Origin of the sequence: Methylophilus flavus (genome assembly GCF_042678905.1) — a bacterium.
Lineage (GTDB): Bacteria > Pseudomonadota > Gammaproteobacteria > Burkholderiales > Methylophilaceae > Methylophilus > Methylophilus flavus.
Genome location: NZ_JBHTLN010000001.1, coordinates 1561670 through 1576293, shown reverse-complemented (window position 1 = coordinate 1576293; position 14624 = coordinate 1561670). Strand labels below are relative to the sequence as shown.

Here is a 14624-nt window from a genome sequence, read left to right as displayed (position 1 = left end):
AATGGTTCAGGGCACCACGTCGGATGCCGGTAAAAGTACGCTGGTGGCCGGATTGTGCCGGGTATTGTACCGCAGCGGGGTAGCTGTCGTCCCTTTCAAGCCGCAAAACATGGCGTTGAATGCCGCGGTGACTGAAGATGGCGGCGAGATCGGCCGCGCACAGGCCGTGCAGGCGATGGCTGCCGGACTGCAGCCGCATACGGATATGAACCCGGTGCTGCTTAAACCTAATTCAGATACCGGTTGCCAGGTGATTATCCATGGCAGGGTGCAGGGTAACCAGGAAGCGAGCACTTACCACGAGTATAAAAAAGTGGCCATGCATGCAGTGCTGCAATCCTATCAGCGATTACAACAGCAATATGATTTTGTCATGGTGGAAGGGGCGGGTAGCCCGGCGGAAATCAACTTGCGCGCTAACGATATTGCCAATATGGGGTTTGCCGAAGCGGTGGATTGCCCGGTCATCCTGGTGGCGGATATTGATAAGGGTGGTGTATTTGCGCACCTGGTTGGCACCTTGGCTTTATTGTCCGGGAGCGAGCAGGCCAGGGTCGCTGGTTTTGTGATTAATAAATTCCGTGGGGATATTGCTTTGCTGCAACCGGGGCTCGATTGGCTGGAGCAACGCACCGGGAAACCGGTGATTGGCGTGTTGCCTTATATGCACGATTTGCACCTGGAAGCGGAAGATGCCGTCGCCAGTAGCAACGCTAAAAAAACGGAGATTCAGCTCACCATCGTCGTGCCGGTGCTGCCGCATATCGCTAACCATACCGACTTTGATGCGTTGCGTCTGCACCCGCAAGTGGATGTGAAATTTGTGCGCTTGAATGAGCCTGTGCCATCTGCCGATTTAATCATTCTGCCAGGCAGCAAAAATGTGCGCGGTGATTTGGCCGCGCTACGTGAGCATGGCTGGGAGCCGATCATCGCAAGGCATTTGCGTTATGGTGGAAAGCTGCTGGGAATTTGCGGTGGATTCCAGATGCTTGGCCAGCAATTGCATGATCCGTTGGCGCTGGAAGGCGAGGCGGGCAGCAGCGCCGGTCTCGGCTGGCTGAAAATGCAAACCACGCTGGAAGCACACAAGCAGCTAAAACAGGTTTCCGGAAAATTGACCTTCGGCGATGCGCAAGTGCAAGGCTATGAAATTCATATGGGCGTGAGTACTGGGTCAGCTTTAGGGCATCCCGTACACCTGATCAACGACCAGGCGGAAGGTGCGATCTCGGAAGATGGCCAGGTAGCGGGAAGTTATATCCATGGCCTGTTTGACCATCCGCAAGCTTGTGCGGCCTGGTTGCAGTGGGCGGGATTATCGAATCAGGTCGCTTACGACTATACGCAATTACGGGAACAAAGCCTGGAACGATTGGCAGACAGTTTGTACACAAACCTCAACTGGGCTGCGCTTGCCCCGTATCTGCCCGCAGGCTTGGTGCCGAATTAACCGGCCACCACGTTGATGGTCTGCTCAAACGCCTGCACTACTTGGCCGGCGCGGATCTTGGCGGTTTTCCGGCGCTCGATCTGACCATCCACTGAAATCAAGCCTTCGGCCACCATAGACTTGCCCTGGCCACCGCTGTCGGCCACGCCTTCCAGTTTCAGCAGGTCGCAAAGTGCAATGAATTCACCTTTTAGTTGAAAAGTGGAGGTTGCCATGATGGTGTCTTTTCCTGTGTAAGTGATATTTAAGAACGTAAAAGTTAACGCTTGTTCTGGGTTTCTGCAGGCAGGTTTACTTCCAGCGTCAATGATGCATTCTGGCTTTCCCACAGGTTTTCGTTCAGCTGGTGATGGACGGTCACAAACAGGAAGTTCAATCCTGCTTTTGCGGGTTTAAAAGTGAACTCACCTTGCTGGTTTGCATGAATGTTGGACTCCCGCACATTATCGAGATCGTAAAGGTCTTCAACCCGGTGCTTGATAAAGTGTTCGTTATCAGTGACAACGATAATACGTGCGTTGCTGACAGGTTTGCCATCTTCCAAAATACGGAATGAACCCTCACTCCCTGGTACCAGGCCATTGGGCGAAGTTAATGGAATAATTTCCAGGCCCTTATTAAATGGCTTGGCCTGGTATTTTTGCTGGCCCTTGAAAATATACGTATCTGCATAGCTGTAGTAATTCATGGTGGTCGGCTTGCCAGTCACGCGTTTCATATCCGCTGCAAAATACAGTTTTTTATCCGCCGTCTCTACCGCTTTGTAGATCGGGCCTACCCGTTGGCCTGTGCTGATACGGTAAGTACCTTCTTCTTTTAATTCAGGCTCCAGATACACCGCTGCCTTGGTTTTGGCGATCGGCTTGATAGCCGTGGAAACGCCATCAGGGCTGGTGATGGTGAAATTTGGCGAATCCATGGCAAAGTCGGCCTGGAAAGGGAACTCGGTAAATGCAGACTCTATGGTCAGGCGGTGATGCGTGACATTGAACTGGTTAGGCTTTAAAAATGGCACATGTGCTTCGGCGGCGAGTGATGCCAGCATTGTGAGCAGCGCGCCGGTCAGCAGAGAGAATTTTTTCATGAATTTTCCTTTATGGTTATTTGAGTTTTAAAGGCAGGCCTGCGGCAACAAAACTGACCTGGTTGGCAATGGCAGCAATATCCTGGTTCAAGCGGCCCTGTTCATCCTGGAACTGGCGGTTGATTTCACCCAGCGGCACAATGCCCATGCCGACTTCGTTACTGACCAAAAATACCTGTGCCTGCAACTTTGGCAGGGCAGCCAGTAACGCCTGTTTTTCCGCCTGCCAGTCCAGCCGCTCAGGCTTGTCGCAATCCGGGCAAATACATTGCGCCAGCCACAAGGTCAGGCAATCGACGATCAGGCAGGTTTCCGGCGCATCGTTATCCAGCAGTGTCTGGCCCAGGTTAAAAGGCGCTTCTACCAGTGCCCAATACGGCGGGCGGCGCTCTTTGTGATGCGCGACGCGTTTGGCAAATTCGTCGTCATAAACCTGCCCGGTGGCGATGTAGGTAACCGGTAATTCCAGCGCAGATGCCAAACGTTCTGCATAAGCACTTTTCCCGCTGCGCGCACCACCCAGAATCAAATGTGTACTCATGAAAACCTCCCGGTTTGCTGTTGCCAGTGTTGAATAATGTTTTGCAACTGCACCAGCCCCTCTGTAAACAGGGCCGGTCCCGGTTGCAAGATATCCACTGATTTTATTTCATACAAATGGCCGTGCTGAACCGCTGGTATGGTTTGCCAACCTGTGCGAGCCTTCACTTTTTCCGGCTGGAATTTCTTGCCGCACCAGGAACCGATGATGATGTCCGGTTGCGCTGCGACGACTTGTTCTGCATTAACCTGACGGTCGCGCGCGTTGTGAAACCGGCTCAGCTCCGGAAAACAATCCTGCCCGCCAGCTGCGGTTATCAGTTCCGCAGCCCAGCGGATGCTGCACATCATGGGCTCATCCCACTCTTCAAAATAGATAGTTGGTTTTCGTGACCAGGTGGCAGCCTGTTTACGTGAGGCATCCAGCAACGCCTGATATTGCGTGACCAACGTTTGTGCTTTTTCGCTGGCTCCGACCAGGTCACCCACGGTCAGTATCATTTGCAAGGTTTCCTCCAGGCTACGCTGGTTAAACACATGCACCTGGCAACCGGCTTTGATCAGCGAGGCGGCAATGTCTGCCTGCAAGTTCGAGAAGCATAAAACCAGATCTGGTTTTAACGCCAGAATTTTGTCGATATTTGCATTGGTGAAACCACTGATTTTAGGCTTTTCTTTTCTGGCGATCGCGGGACGGGTAGTGAAGCCGGAGATGCCAACAATGCGGTCTTGCTCACCCAGCAGATAGAGTACTTCTACCGTTTCCGTGGTCAGGCACACGATGCGTTGCGGCCAGCGGCTCATGGTTGCTGCGTATCCTTGTTCCAGCCGTTTTCCATCAACATCTCGGACAAAGGTTTTTCCGTTGCCCAGCCTTCTTCCACCAGCATCGGTGATTTGTAAAACGTATTCACATAACCCAGGCATAAAATCGCAACCGGTTTCGCGTCATCTGGCATGCCCAGTAACGAAGCCAGCGCCTGCGGATCAAACAGGCTGACCCAGCCCATGCCTATGCCTTCGGCGCGCGCGGCCAGCCACAGGTTCTGGATCGCACAACTGACAGAAGCCAGATCCATTTCCGGTAAGGTACGGCGGCCAAACACGTATTTCTCACGCTGGTCGCATAGTGTCGCGACCAGTAATTCGCCACAGTCGAGGATACCTTCTACTTTCAGCCGCATGAATTCGGCCATGCGCGCCGTATTTTCAACTTCACCTATGACTTGTGCGGTTTTCTTACGCTCTTCATCCACCAGTGTATGTATGCTTTTGCGGACCTCAACATCACTGATGCGGATAAACCGCCATGGTTGCATCAGGCCAACACTAGGCGCCTGATGCGCCGCTTGCAATAGCTTCTGTAGTAACTCGGGCGCAATCGGCGCCGGCAAAAAATGCCGCATATCGCGCCGTTCGGCTATCACTTTGTAGATCGCCGCTTTGTCTTCTTCGGAATAGGCAAAACTCATGGCAGGAAAAACTGCGCGGCCAGCGCCGGGTTGGACGGGAAATAAAAATGCAAAAAACTGGCGGTGATGTTTTGATCACGGTAGATCGCTTCGCCCGTGCCATATCGGCCTTTGCCATGTGCAATCGCCGGCAGGTCAGTCTCGAAACGCCCATAGTGAAAAGTATGTGCGCCTATGGTGCTGGTGCCATTTTCATTTGGCAACGTTGCATGTTGCGTGCCCAGGCCTTGCCGTTTGCTTTCAATGTTGCCGTGACCTTTTAATAACCCAAAAACCGGGCGGCCATCCAGACTTTCACCTAATGACAACATGCCACCACATTCTGCCAGTATTGGGATGCCAGCTGCCGCAGCTGCTTTCAAGCTATCGCGCATGCCGGTATTGTTTTCAATTTTTTCCAGATGCAATTCAGGGTAACCGCCAGGCAGCCAATAGGCATCTGCCAATGGTAATTGCGCATCTGTTAACGGCGAGAAGAATGTAATGCTTGCACCCAACGCTTGCAGCAGATCCAGGTTAGCTTTGTAGATAAAACAGAAGGCTGCATCTTTAGCGACGGCAACTGTTTTGCCTTGCAGGAGTAGCTCGGAAGAATCGTTTTCTGGTGTATCAAAACTCACCGTTGGCGGCAGCGGAATTTCTTGCCCCAATAATTGCGCGGCGGCTTCTATGCGCTGATCAATATCGTTGATTTCCTGTGCCAGATGCAAACCCAAATGGCGTTCGGGCAGGCTTAGTTGATCGTTATATGGCATGGCACCTAGCCACGGAATATCAGCAGGCAATGCTTCTTTGATCATGCGTGCATGGCCTTCACTGCCTACCTGGTTCGCAATGACGCCTGCGCGTTGCAGGCTTGGGCGGAATGCATATAAGCCATACGCGACCGCCGCAAAGGTTTGCGCCATGGCCTTGGCGTTGACTACCAGCCCGACCGGGATACCAAAACGCTCGGCGATATCGGCGCAGGATGGGTTGCCGTCGTACAGCCCCATCACGCCTTCCAGCAGAAGCACATCGTTTTCCTGCGCAGCTTTGTAGAGTAAGCGACGTGCATCTGCTTCGCCACACATCCCTAAATCAAGGTTGTAAACCGGTTTTCCCGTGGCAACTTCGAGGATCATGCTGTCAATAAAGTCAGGCCCGCATTTGAATGCCTGCACACGCAGGCCGCGATTGCGGTAAGCGCGCGCTAATGCCGCGGTGGTCATGGTTTTGCCCTGGCCGGAAGCAGGCGCAGCCATCAGCATGGCATGGCAGGTTGCAGCGTGGGATTGCATTACAAATCTATTCCAGCTTGGGCCTTGATGCCTGCGCGCCAGGCATGCTTGACGTCCATCAGTTCGCTCACCGTATCGGCAGCGTTTCGTAATGCTTCTGAGGCGCCACGGCCGGTGATGACCACGTGCTGCATAGGCGGGCGGTTGGCAATGGCATCCAGTACCATCTGTTCATCCAGGTAGCCATATTTGAAGGTGTAGGTCAGTTCGTCGAGTACTACTAAGTGGATTGCGGGGTCTTGCAGCATGCCTGCGACAATTTCCCAGCCGCGCATAGCGGTGTCGGTATCGCGCTGGCGGTCTTGCGTGTTCCAGGTAAAGCCTTCGCCCAGTACATGCCAGCTCACTAATGGATGTTCGCGGAAAAAGGCTTCTTCGCCGGTATCAGACCTGCCTTTGATGAATTGGGCGACACCGACACGCATGCCGTGGCCGAGTGAACGGGCAACCATGCCAAAGGCGGAAGAGCTTTTGCCTTTGCCGTTGCCGGTGAGGATGAGCAGCACGCCTTTCTCAACCTTGGCCTGCTCGATCTTTTCATCAATGACCGCCTTTTTTCTTATCATGCGCGCCTTGTGGCGGCTGTCGCGGTCATTGGTTTCCATCATATTTAAGACTTAAGCTTTTTCGTGAACTGAACGTTTGGCCAGGCCAAATACTACGTGCGCAATCAAGGCAACTACTATCCATAACGCAATCGCTTCCAGTTGTTTAGGATAGTATTTCACCAGTCGCGCGCCGAATTCCACCAGGGTAGGGTTGGCGTAACGGCCACCGAAAAAGTAGAAACCGCCGCTGGAGAACAATTCTGCAATGGCAGAAGCCACTACGACCACTCCCGCCAGTTTGAACAGGCTGCTGAATTCCCAGCTGGTATTGTCCTCCGTCCAGCGACCTGCCAGCCACATGGTGCCGTACGCTGGCAGCAAGAAACCGTAAGCAGGTGTCACGCAGAAGTTGCTGACGCCACCCCAGGTCACTGCCGCCAGGTCCAGCCCTGCACATAGCGCCAGCAAGGCAACGAACATAATGGTAGAGCGCAGGTAGTAGCCGGCAATAAAGAAAGCTGCATATGAAGCGCTAGGCAGAAAATCGATTGAAGCGAAATGATGGCCGCGCGTGACGATGACCATCAGTGCAATGACCAATGCGATTGCCAGAGATTGAGTTGAAATTTTACGTGGCATGCCAACGACTCCCAAATTTTATTAAATTAGCTAGGGGTGGATTTTAGCCCAATTCCATCTGGCTTGGTCAAAATCCACCCGTGGCAAACATTACTTCATGTCATAACTCAGACTGACGAATACGTTGGTGCCCATGGTGTTGTAGTCCGGATTATTAGGCGATACCAGGCTTCTCGTAGTTGCGAGAACATAATTCTTATCCAGGATGTTGTTAGCGCGTGCCTGCAAGCGCCAGTTGTGATTCACTTGATAAGCCAGCGTCGTATTCAATAAAGCATATCCGCCCAATGAAATCTGGTTAGAAGTGTCATTGTAGCGTTGCGAAGCGGCAGTCAATTCTGTTGACCAGTCCCAGGCGCCATTTCTGTATTGCAATACCAAATTGCCAAAACGCTGGGCACGCCTGATCAGCAGGTTGTCGGTTGCATCCACACGAGGAGACTGCACGGTCAGGTTACCGGACAGAAACCAGTTTTCAGCCAATGCCAGGCTACTCTCTAAGGTCATGCCCTGAATTTCTATCTTGCCGGCATTCACGGCACAGCCGTTAGTAAAGCCAGGTGGGCAATCCGCACGAGGTGCATTCTGGATAAAGTTGCGGATATGGTTATCGAATACAGTGATTTTGGTCTGTAATTGTTGACCCTGGTAGCGCAGGCTGGCCTCGATATTATCGGCCTTTTCCGAAAGCAGATCAGGGTTGCCGAAGGCAACAGCGTATAGCTGGTTAAATGTTGGTGCCCTGAAAGAAGAACCATATTGCGTAGTAAATAGCCACGCCGGAGAAAATGCATAACCATAGCCAACACCGCCAGTGGTGTAGTTGCCGAACTGGCTGTTATGGTCTTCACGCAATGACAGCTGGGTGCTATGCGCGTCAAACTTGCCAACATAACCGATAACAAAAGCATCGTTACTGCGACTTCTGTCCAGTGTAAGTCTGCCGGTGGACTGTGTTAACACTTCCTGCTCCAGCCTGTCATAGGCAAAGGTCAGTGTGCCATTGGAGAGCTTGTAATCATGTTGCCATGACAGCTGATGTTGTTCTGTCTCAATATTGCTATTGGTGCGCGCAGTGCCAACGCTATATGACTGGTCGCGGCCTATGCTGTATTGTACTTTGCTGTTCCAGTTGTCAGTCAGTGCATTTCTAAGTGTCAGGCCATAGCCTTGCTGGTAACGCTCTAGATAATTGCCGATAAAGTTACTGTCGTATTGGTTCCTGCCTTTGCTTTCCAGATAGTTCAAGCCCAATGAATGGCCTGGCGCAAATTCAAGGTCAGCATATGCGGTACCACTAAAGTTGTTGTATCCGTCGCGGTCTTGCTCGGCTACAGCAGGCGGCCGTTTTTTTGCGCTGATACCACGGGTATCATAACTGCTGACTTGCGCACCGAATTTCAACGCCTGAAAAGCCGTGTCAAAACCTGCGTTGCCACTGTAAGAGTCGTAACTGCCTGCACCTGCACTGGCATATAAATGGGTGTTATTACTTTTGCCTCGTTTGGTAAAAATCTGGATCACACCGCCAATCGCATCCGAGCCATAAAGGCTGGAAGCCGGTCCGCGCAAAATTTCGATACGGTCTATTAATGCCAGCGGGATATTCTCAAATGCGGTAGTGCCGGTGGTACCCGAGTTGATGCGTACGCCATCGACCAGCACAATCAACTGGTTATCGTTAGTGCCGCGTAACCCGATATTACTGCTGGTTCCCATGCCGCCATTGGTATAGGTTTCTACGCCAGGTTGTAGTCTTAACAGGTCCGCAATTGAACCGCCGCGCAAGCGGTTGATTTCTTCGCTATCTATCACCGTGATATCTCCGGTGACGGTTTTGGTGGATTGAGATGTCCTGCTGGCAGTGACCACGACTTCGTCCAGATCAGGGGTTGCCAGCGTTTCTGCTGCAAAGGTACTGCTTGTAAAAAGACCAAATATAAAACCAGCCAGATTGAGCAGTTTCCCGATAATTTCTTTCATCTATCTTTCCTAAGTACGTTCGATTCCAAACACTGATTCCAGTAGATGGAAGGGTAAGGCGATGTGATCGCCTGTACTCCGATTTATTATTAATTTAACGCTGTTTTATTAGCAAACTATTGGGGTTCGTATCGGATATTGACGAACACGTTTGCGCCAGGGGTGTTATACGCAAAACCTGTTGTGGCCGGGTTGCCATCAAGCGCCAAGCGGTAATCTTTATCAAAGATATTGTTGGCGCGCGCCTGCAATGTCCAGTCACGCTGAAGTTTGTACTGCGCAGTTAAGTTGAAAATAGTATAGCCACCCATACGCAGCGTATTGGCTGCATCGTTGTAGCGCTCGGATGACGTCACCATCTCGGCACCAAAGCGCCAGTCTTGCAAGGTATAACCAAGGTTGAGCTGACCATGCCTATTAGCACGGCGTACCAGCAAATTGTCAGAAGCATCATCCCGTGGAGATTGAATGTCGGCGCTACCACTTAAGTCTAAGTTATCCCAGCGATGACTTGCCGCTAGCGTTAATCCGCGGATGGTTGCCTTATTCAAGTTAACAGGAATGAAGGCACTGTCCAGAATAATAAGGTCACGGATTTTGTTTTCATAGGCTGTGATTGAGGCGCTTGTCGCGTCTTCGCGGTAACGTAAGCTGGCCTCCAGGTTATCCGACTTCTCAGGCCTAAGGTTTGGATTGCTGGTGACAAAGCCAAACGAATCGGGGAAAAACAGATCATTAAAAGACGGTGCCTTAAACGCTGATCCGTAGCTGCCGCTGATCCGCCAAGCGTCATTGATTTGATAGCCATAGCCCAAGCCGCCGGTGACATTGTTGCCAAAGCTGGAATTATGGTCTTCACGGACGCTCGCCTGGAAAGTATGTGCTTGAATGTTAGCAACATAACTGGCTACATAGCCTTCATTAGTGCGCTTGGTATTTTTAAATTCGGTGGTTGAGTCTACTTTATCTTCCAGCCTGTCATACATCAATGTCAGTACACCCACAGGTAAGGAGATATCATTTTGCCAGTTCAATTGGTCTTGTTTTGTTCTGAATAAGCTTCGAGTCGGGGCTGCAAAATCTGCCGAGTATGTGACTGATTCATCAACTCCCTGACCAATACGCACTGTCGAATGCCAGTTATCTAAAATCTGATTTTTGCTAAATAGAGACCAGGCATTGTTTTCAATATCTGCGTGATCAGAATAGGCTGGGTTAAACGCCGATGTTAAGTTGAACCTGTTGTCGAAACGCGTGCGGCCTTTGCTGTGAATGAAAGTCAAACCCAATTCATGACCTTCCGCAATGAGCTGAGACAGACTTCCGCTTACTGCAAAGTTACGATAGCCATCTTTATCATTCAAGTTTGAGTTCGCTGTATCGTAGGCTGAAAAGCCATTTGTCTTATTGGCGGAAACATTGATGGCATAGGTAGTGTCAGCTTGTTTGCCGCGTAACCCTGCTTCTACCAAGGTCGTGTCATAAGTGCCAAAGCCTAAATTTGCATAAGGTTTAAAACCAGCTACGCCTTTTTTAGTGAAGATCTGGATTACGCCGCCAATCGCATCCTGACCATATAAACTTGAAGCAGGTCCCCTGACGATTTCAATGCGGTCGATATGTTGCACCGGGATATTTTCCAGCGTGGTCGTACCAGCAGTGGCTGACTGCATGCGGACACCGTCAATCAATACTACAACATGGCCAGTATTGGTGCCTCGCATGAATATGCCTGAGGTTTTGCCTGCACCGCCAGTATTGGATATTTCGATTCCCGCTTGTCGTTGCAGTACTTCAATTAGCGTATTTTGACCTGCGCGTTTGATTTCTTCGCTACCGATGACGGTAGTATCAGCAATCACGGTTTCCTGAAGTTGGGGTGTGCGGGTTGCTGTAACAACGACTTCATCTAGTGTGGTGTTATCGTTTGCATGAGCGAACTCGCTTAAAGTAGTCAGGCCGATCAGGCCTTTAAGAATGGCTTTTTTCATTATCTTGTCCCTGGTTCATATGCGACCCCGCATATGGGTTATTGGGCGATACCAGGGGGTAGAGACAATGAATTTAGAGTTGCTATGAGAAGCAAGAATAGAAATACACTATCAGACACCGTCACCCCGCGGTATTGCAAATGGTTGGTTGTGAGGCCGGTCTCCGGGCTTGCAAGTTTTGATCTATCGCCTTCCCGAGTGTGTACTCAGTGGCATGTTGATAGACCCGCACTTGCTTACCGTTGCGGGGGCAGCACAGGCATTGCGAATGTGAATTCACGCACCTGTTTCCCAGTTTCACTCTTGGCTGTAAGAACACAGCTTTGAGCACCTGACAACTGGCGTCATTTTAGTTGAAAGCGCCTGCTTTTGCGAGTAAACATTCACTGGGCTAGCAAGCTGAGATTGTTAATTTACTTTGAAAAACTACGCTTAGCTATTGACCACAATCATTTTTTTCATTGATAATGGTTCGATGGATGCTGATCTGAAAAGTTTGGAAGAGCGTGTGGCGAAGTTAATTGCGCTGTGTCATCACTTGCGTGAAGACAATGGCCAGTTACGTCAGGAAGTGGCGAAACTGCACCAGGAGTCGCAATCGCTCAAGCTGAATATGACGCAAGCCAGCGTACAGTTGGAAAAATTATTGTCTGCACTGCCACAGGAAGGTCAATAAGCGATGGCTAAACAACCAATCGATATTGAGATCATGGGTCGCGCGTTTAGTGTGACCTGTACCGATGAAGAGCGCGATGTGATTGTGCAGGCGGTCGGCTACCTTGATGGTAAAATGCGTGAAATCCGCGATGCGGGCAAAATGGTCAGTGTAGAGCGCATTGCCATCATGGCGGCACTGAATATCACACATGAATTATTGAATACCCGCAGTGATGGCGTGGATGTGGGCGATGTTAAAAAGCGCATCACGACCATGCAACAGCAAATGGATGAAGTGTTATCCAGTCAACATAAATTGTTGTAATCCGCTTAACTTCATAAAATATTCACCGTCAATATAAGTAATTGGCGTATCATTTTTTATACGGTGTGCTTTTAAGAAGGTGTATTAAGGCGTTGCCTGAGTCTAAATTCCTTGAACTAGTCTTTGTTATAGGTTTCGGCTCATCAGGTGCTGTGCGATCGCACTAAGTTGGGATATCTTTTAAGACTCCCTTGGCGTGTGAACCTAATGTACCTTAGGCTGTTACCACCTGAACTTTTTGGTTCAGGATTATGGCTCAGGTAACCCCTTAATATACCTTCTTAAAAGCACATTTTTTTGTCTCTGCAGCCTATCTCAAGGCGTGGTACATCAAGTCAGCCAGGCTGACCACTTCCAGGCAACTTTCATCGCACGATTCCAGCACCACCGGTGGCGCATAGCCAGCTTCACTGGCTTCCAGCCAGCGGCGTGCACACACGCACCACCGGTCACCTGCATGCAGTCCGGGAAAGCCGTAATCAGGCATAGGGGTGGATAAGTCGTTACCCTGTGCAGTGGAAAATGCCAGAAACTCATCCGTCATTTCTGCACATATGGTGTGCCTGCCTCTATCTTCCGGATGAAAACCGCAACAGCCATCGCGCATGAAGCCGGTGACGGGATGTGTGCTACAAGGGATAAGCAGGGTGCCGAGGACGTTTTTAGCCATGATGTAATGTGGGGTGACTTTGGTTTATGATACTGGGGTTTATAAGATGTCGGGTGTTTGTGGCACTGGCATTTATGATACTGGACATTTGCATGAGGGAAGAAGGTTTTAACAGATGGCACGTTATTGGCTGATGAAGTCCGAACCATCGGATGTTTCGATTGATGATCTGGCGGGCCTGCCTAATCAAAGCATAGACTGGTATGGCGTACGCAATTACCAGGCGCGTAATTTCATGCGCGACCAGATGAAAGTGGGTGATGGGGTGCTGTTCTACCATTCCAACTGCGAGGTGCCGGGCATTGTGGGTATTTGTGAGGTGAGCACACTGGCTTACCCGGACAAGTTTCAGTTTGTGCCTGGGCACAAGTATTTTGATCCAAAATCCACCTCGGAGAATCCTCGCTGGGTGAATGTGGATGTCAGGCTGGTGCGTAAAACACGGATGCTGAGCCTGAAAGAATTACGCGAAATACCCGAGCTTGCCAATATGCGCACCTTGCAAAAAGGGAACCGATTGTCGATTACACCAGTCGATCCCAAAGAGTGGGCGTTTATCACCAAGTTGCTAGATGCATAAAGCCTTGCCTGGAGGCATGCTACATGTTGTTAGGTCTATGGAATAAAGCATGAAAAGACAGCGCAAAAAGGCGGTGTTATATATCCTTGTTGCCGGGTTTTTGATCGCTTTTATCGGCGCGCTGTTATTTCTGTGGATTTATTTTTCCAGTATGCGCGAGATGCACCAGACTACGCGCAATCTTTATGAGCAGCCGTTTGCGGTTTCTAATGCCGCGCTGGAATTAAAGGCCGATCTATATCAGATCCGCAGCAGCCTGCTTTACGCGACCTTGATCCAGGCCGATGCCAGAGCAATGGGCGAAACCATCACCTTTATTGAAGCGCACGAGCGGCTGGCAGAAAACAATATCCGCATCATGCAGCACAGCTATTCCGGTGACCCGCAACAAATCGTCAATCTGCAGAAAAAGTGGCAGGCACTGAACCAGGTGCGGGACATGATCTTGCAAAAGCTGGAAGATGCCAGGTTCGACGACGCCAACCGTTTGATAGAGACCGAGTGGACCTCCCGCTTTTCAGAAGTGGCGCGGCTGAATGAATCCATCCTCGCCTATGCTAACCAGCGCGCCAATCAATATGTGGAAGAAAGTCAGCAACGGCTGCAACGTCATACCAAAGCGGGTTTGATTTATGCGTCTTTGTTATTGTCCCTCTTTCTGCTGGTCAGTGTATTTGTGGTGTGGCGCATCTACCAGCTCCATATTGAGGCAGACAAATTTGCCTTCACTGATTTTTTGACCGGCATCGCCAACCGCCGTCATTTCATGCATGAGCTGGAGTCCGAAATCAGGCGCAGTCAGCGCTATGAGGCGCCATTCTCATTCGCCATGGTCGATATCGATCATTTCAAGAAAATCAATGACCAGCATGGCCACCACGCAGGCGATCTGATCTTGCAGAATTTCTGCCTCAGGTGCGTCAATGCATTGCGCACCAGTGATATGGTCGGCAGGCTGGGTGGCGAAGAATTTGGCATCCTGATGCCGATGACCGATCTGCACGAAGCCGCCCGTGTCATAGAGCGCCTGCGCTCTGAAATTGACCATAGTGTGCTGGTGGAAAATGGCGAGAAAATCCACTATACCGCTTCTTTCGGGCTGGTTTCTACCTCACAACTCAATGACGAGCAAGGCCTGGCACATATGATGCGCATGGCTGATGCGGCCTTATATTCAGCCAAGCAGCAAGGGCGTAACCGCGTATTTATTGCCAATCATTAAGCTTGTATCTCTGCTTATTTTCCCAGCGCATCAAAATCAAACCAACCGCATTCAAGATGCGGTTTTTTTATTTCTCTCAGTCACTTCAACCTTTGAAATTTTGCTGATGTGATTAGTTAGTGCGTAAATCAATGGTGCATGTGCATTCGGTGTGCAAGCCGGAATTTTACGCACTTTAAT

At 50.5% G+C, this 14624-nt stretch carries 16 protein-coding genes and 1 riboswitch; of the genes, 5 read left to right on the top strand and 11 right to left on the bottom strand.

What is annotated here, in order from left to right; all coding sequences use genetic code 11:
* The first annotated feature begins 1 nt into the window (after position 1).
* Positions 2–1453: a cobyric acid synthase gene (locus ACFQ2T_RS07810; protein ID WP_379033930.1), complete on the top strand. Its 1452-nt coding sequence runs from the start codon at positions 2–4 to the stop codon at positions 1451–1453.
* Here ACFQ2T_RS07810 and ACFQ2T_RS07805 read toward each other — a convergent pair.
* From ACFQ2T_RS07805 to ACFQ2T_RS07760, 10 genes are all read right to left on the bottom strand, one after another.
* Positions 1450–1668, bottom strand: a complete 219-nt coding sequence (locus ACFQ2T_RS07805) for an RNA-binding S4 domain-containing protein (protein WP_379032731.1) — start codon at positions 1666–1668, stop codon at positions 1450–1452. The genes ACFQ2T_RS07810 and ACFQ2T_RS07805 overlap by 4 nt on opposite strands.
* A gap of 44 nt (positions 1669–1712) precedes the next feature.
* On the bottom strand, positions 1713–2537 hold the full coding sequence (locus ACFQ2T_RS07800) for a DUF4198 domain-containing protein (protein WP_379032728.1): 825 nt from the start codon (positions 2535–2537) through the stop codon (positions 1713–1715).
* Positions 2538–2553: 16 nt separating this feature from the next.
* A complete protein-coding gene (gene cobU / locus ACFQ2T_RS07795; protein WP_379032725.1) occupies positions 2554–3078 on the bottom strand; it encodes a bifunctional adenosylcobinamide kinase/adenosylcobinamide-phosphate guanylyltransferase in 525 nt (174 codons plus the stop codon).
* The gene (locus ACFQ2T_RS07790) at positions 3075–3881 is read right to left on the bottom strand and encodes a cobalamin-binding protein (protein ID WP_379032722.1); all 807 of its coding nucleotides are present in this window, start codon (positions 3879–3881) and stop codon (positions 3075–3077) included. Before ACFQ2T_RS07790 ends, cobU begins: the two co-directional genes overlap by 4 nt.
* Entirely contained in the window at positions 3878–4549 is a 672-nt protein-coding gene (gene bluB / locus ACFQ2T_RS07785; protein WP_379032721.1) for a 5,6-dimethylbenzimidazole synthase, read from the bottom strand. Before bluB ends, ACFQ2T_RS07790 begins: the two co-directional genes overlap by 4 nt.
* Positions 4546–5829 carry a cobyrinate a,c-diamide synthase gene (locus ACFQ2T_RS07780; RefSeq protein WP_379032718.1) on the bottom strand — a complete coding sequence of 428 codons (1284 nt, stop codon included), beginning with the start codon at positions 5827–5829 and terminating at the stop codon, positions 4546–4548. The genes bluB and ACFQ2T_RS07780 overlap by 4 nt, the downstream gene beginning before the upstream one ends.
* A complete protein-coding gene (cobO, locus tag ACFQ2T_RS07775) occupies positions 5829–6434 on the bottom strand; it encodes a cob(I)yrinic acid a,c-diamide adenosyltransferase (protein ID WP_379033928.1) in 606 nt (201 codons plus the stop codon). The genes ACFQ2T_RS07780 and cobO overlap by 1 nt, the downstream gene beginning before the upstream one ends.
* A gap of 12 nt (positions 6435–6446) precedes the next feature.
* The gene (locus tag ACFQ2T_RS07770; RefSeq protein ID WP_379032716.1) at positions 6447–7016 is read right to left on the bottom strand and encodes a hypothetical protein; all 570 of its coding nucleotides are present in this window, start codon (positions 7014–7016) and stop codon (positions 6447–6449) included.
* A gap of 90 nt (positions 7017–7106) precedes the next feature.
* Positions 7107–8999, bottom strand: a complete 1893-nt coding sequence (locus tag ACFQ2T_RS07765; protein WP_379032714.1) for a TonB-dependent receptor domain-containing protein — start codon at positions 8997–8999, stop codon at positions 7107–7109.
* 116 nt (positions 9000–9115) lie between these two features.
* Positions 9116–10990: a TonB-dependent receptor domain-containing protein gene (locus ACFQ2T_RS07760; protein WP_379032712.1), complete on the bottom strand. Its 1875-nt coding sequence runs from the start codon at positions 10988–10990 to the stop codon at positions 9116–9118.
* Positions 10991–11127: 137 nt separating this feature from the next.
* A riboswitch (cobalamin riboswitch) is annotated at positions 11128–11340 on the bottom strand.
* 125 nt (positions 11341–11465) lie between these two features.
* Between ACFQ2T_RS07760 and ACFQ2T_RS07755 the strand changes: the two genes are divergently transcribed.
* Positions 11466–11666: a hypothetical protein gene (locus tag ACFQ2T_RS07755; protein ID WP_379032709.1), complete on the top strand. Its 201-nt coding sequence runs from the start codon at positions 11466–11468 to the stop codon at positions 11664–11666.
* A 3-nt stretch (positions 11667–11669) separates the two neighbouring features.
* Entirely contained in the window at positions 11670–11972 is a 303-nt protein-coding gene (locus tag ACFQ2T_RS07750) for a cell division protein ZapA (protein WP_379032706.1), read from the top strand.
* Positions 11973–12282: 310 nt separating this feature from the next.
* Here the strand turns inward: ACFQ2T_RS07750 and ACFQ2T_RS07745 are convergent, their stop codons facing one another.
* A complete protein-coding gene (locus ACFQ2T_RS07745) occupies positions 12283–12642 on the bottom strand; it encodes a DUF2237 family protein (protein ID WP_379032703.1) in 360 nt (119 codons plus the stop codon).
* Positions 12643–12757: 115 nt separating this feature from the next.
* Here ACFQ2T_RS07745 and ACFQ2T_RS07740 point away from each other — a divergent pair, with 115 nt between their 5' ends.
* On the top strand, positions 12758–13222 hold the full coding sequence (locus ACFQ2T_RS07740; RefSeq protein WP_379032700.1) for an EVE domain-containing protein: 465 nt from the start codon (positions 12758–12760) through the stop codon (positions 13220–13222).
* A 49-nt stretch (positions 13223–13271) separates the two neighbouring features.
* Positions 13272–14444 carry a GGDEF domain-containing protein gene (locus tag ACFQ2T_RS07735; protein WP_379032697.1) on the top strand — a complete coding sequence of 391 codons (1173 nt, stop codon included), beginning with the start codon at positions 13272–13274 and terminating at the stop codon, positions 14442–14444.
* Positions 14445–14624 lie beyond the last annotated feature (180 nt).

Excerpts from the sequence above, each read along its gene's own strand:
- ACFQ2T_RS07810 (WP_379033930.1), top strand. The coding sequence starts at position 2 with ATGGTTCAGGGCACCACGTCGGATGCCGGTAAAAGTACGCTGGTGGCC.
- ACFQ2T_RS07805 (WP_379032731.1), bottom strand. The coding sequence starts at position 1,668 with ATGGCAACCTCCACTTTTCAACTAAAAGGTGAATTCATTGCACTTTGC.
- ACFQ2T_RS07800 (WP_379032728.1), bottom strand. The coding sequence starts at position 2,537 with ATGAAAAAATTCTCTCTGCTGACCGGCGCGCTGCTCACAATGCTGGCA.
- cobU (WP_379032725.1), bottom strand. The coding sequence starts at position 3,078 with ATGAGTACACATTTGATTCTGGGTGGTGCGCGCAGCGGGAAAAGTGCT.
- ACFQ2T_RS07790 (WP_379032722.1), bottom strand. The coding sequence starts at position 3,881 with ATGAGCCGCTGGCCGCAACGCATCGTGTGCCTGACCACGGAAACGGTA.
- bluB (WP_379032721.1), bottom strand. The coding sequence starts at position 4,549 with ATGAGTTTTGCCTATTCCGAAGAAGACAAAGCGGCGATCTACAAAGTG.
- ACFQ2T_RS07780 (WP_379032718.1), bottom strand. The coding sequence starts at position 5,829 with ATGCAATCCCACGCTGCAACCTGCCATGCCATGCTGATGGCTGCGCCT.
- cobO (WP_379033928.1), bottom strand. The coding sequence starts at position 6,434 with ATGGAAACCAATGACCGCGACAGCCGCCACAAGGCGCGCATGATAAGA.
- ACFQ2T_RS07770 (WP_379032716.1), bottom strand. The coding sequence starts at position 7,016 with ATGCCACGTAAAATTTCAACTCAATCTCTGGCAATCGCATTGGTCATT.
- ACFQ2T_RS07765 (WP_379032714.1), bottom strand. The coding sequence starts at position 8,999 with ATGAAAGAAATTATCGGGAAACTGCTCAATCTGGCTGGTTTTATATTT.
- ACFQ2T_RS07760 (WP_379032712.1), bottom strand. The coding sequence starts at position 10,990 with ATGAAAAAAGCCATTCTTAAAGGCCTGATCGGCCTGACTACTTTAAGC.
- ACFQ2T_RS07755 (WP_379032709.1), top strand. The coding sequence starts at position 11,466 with ATGGATGCTGATCTGAAAAGTTTGGAAGAGCGTGTGGCGAAGTTAATT.
- ACFQ2T_RS07750 (WP_379032706.1), top strand. The coding sequence starts at position 11,670 with ATGGCTAAACAACCAATCGATATTGAGATCATGGGTCGCGCGTTTAGT.
- ACFQ2T_RS07745 (WP_379032703.1), bottom strand. The coding sequence starts at position 12,642 with ATGGCTAAAAACGTCCTCGGCACCCTGCTTATCCCTTGTAGCACACAT.
- ACFQ2T_RS07740 (WP_379032700.1), top strand. The coding sequence starts at position 12,758 with ATGGCACGTTATTGGCTGATGAAGTCCGAACCATCGGATGTTTCGATT.
- ACFQ2T_RS07735 (WP_379032697.1), top strand. The coding sequence starts at position 13,272 with ATGAAAAGACAGCGCAAAAAGGCGGTGTTATATATCCTTGTTGCCGGG.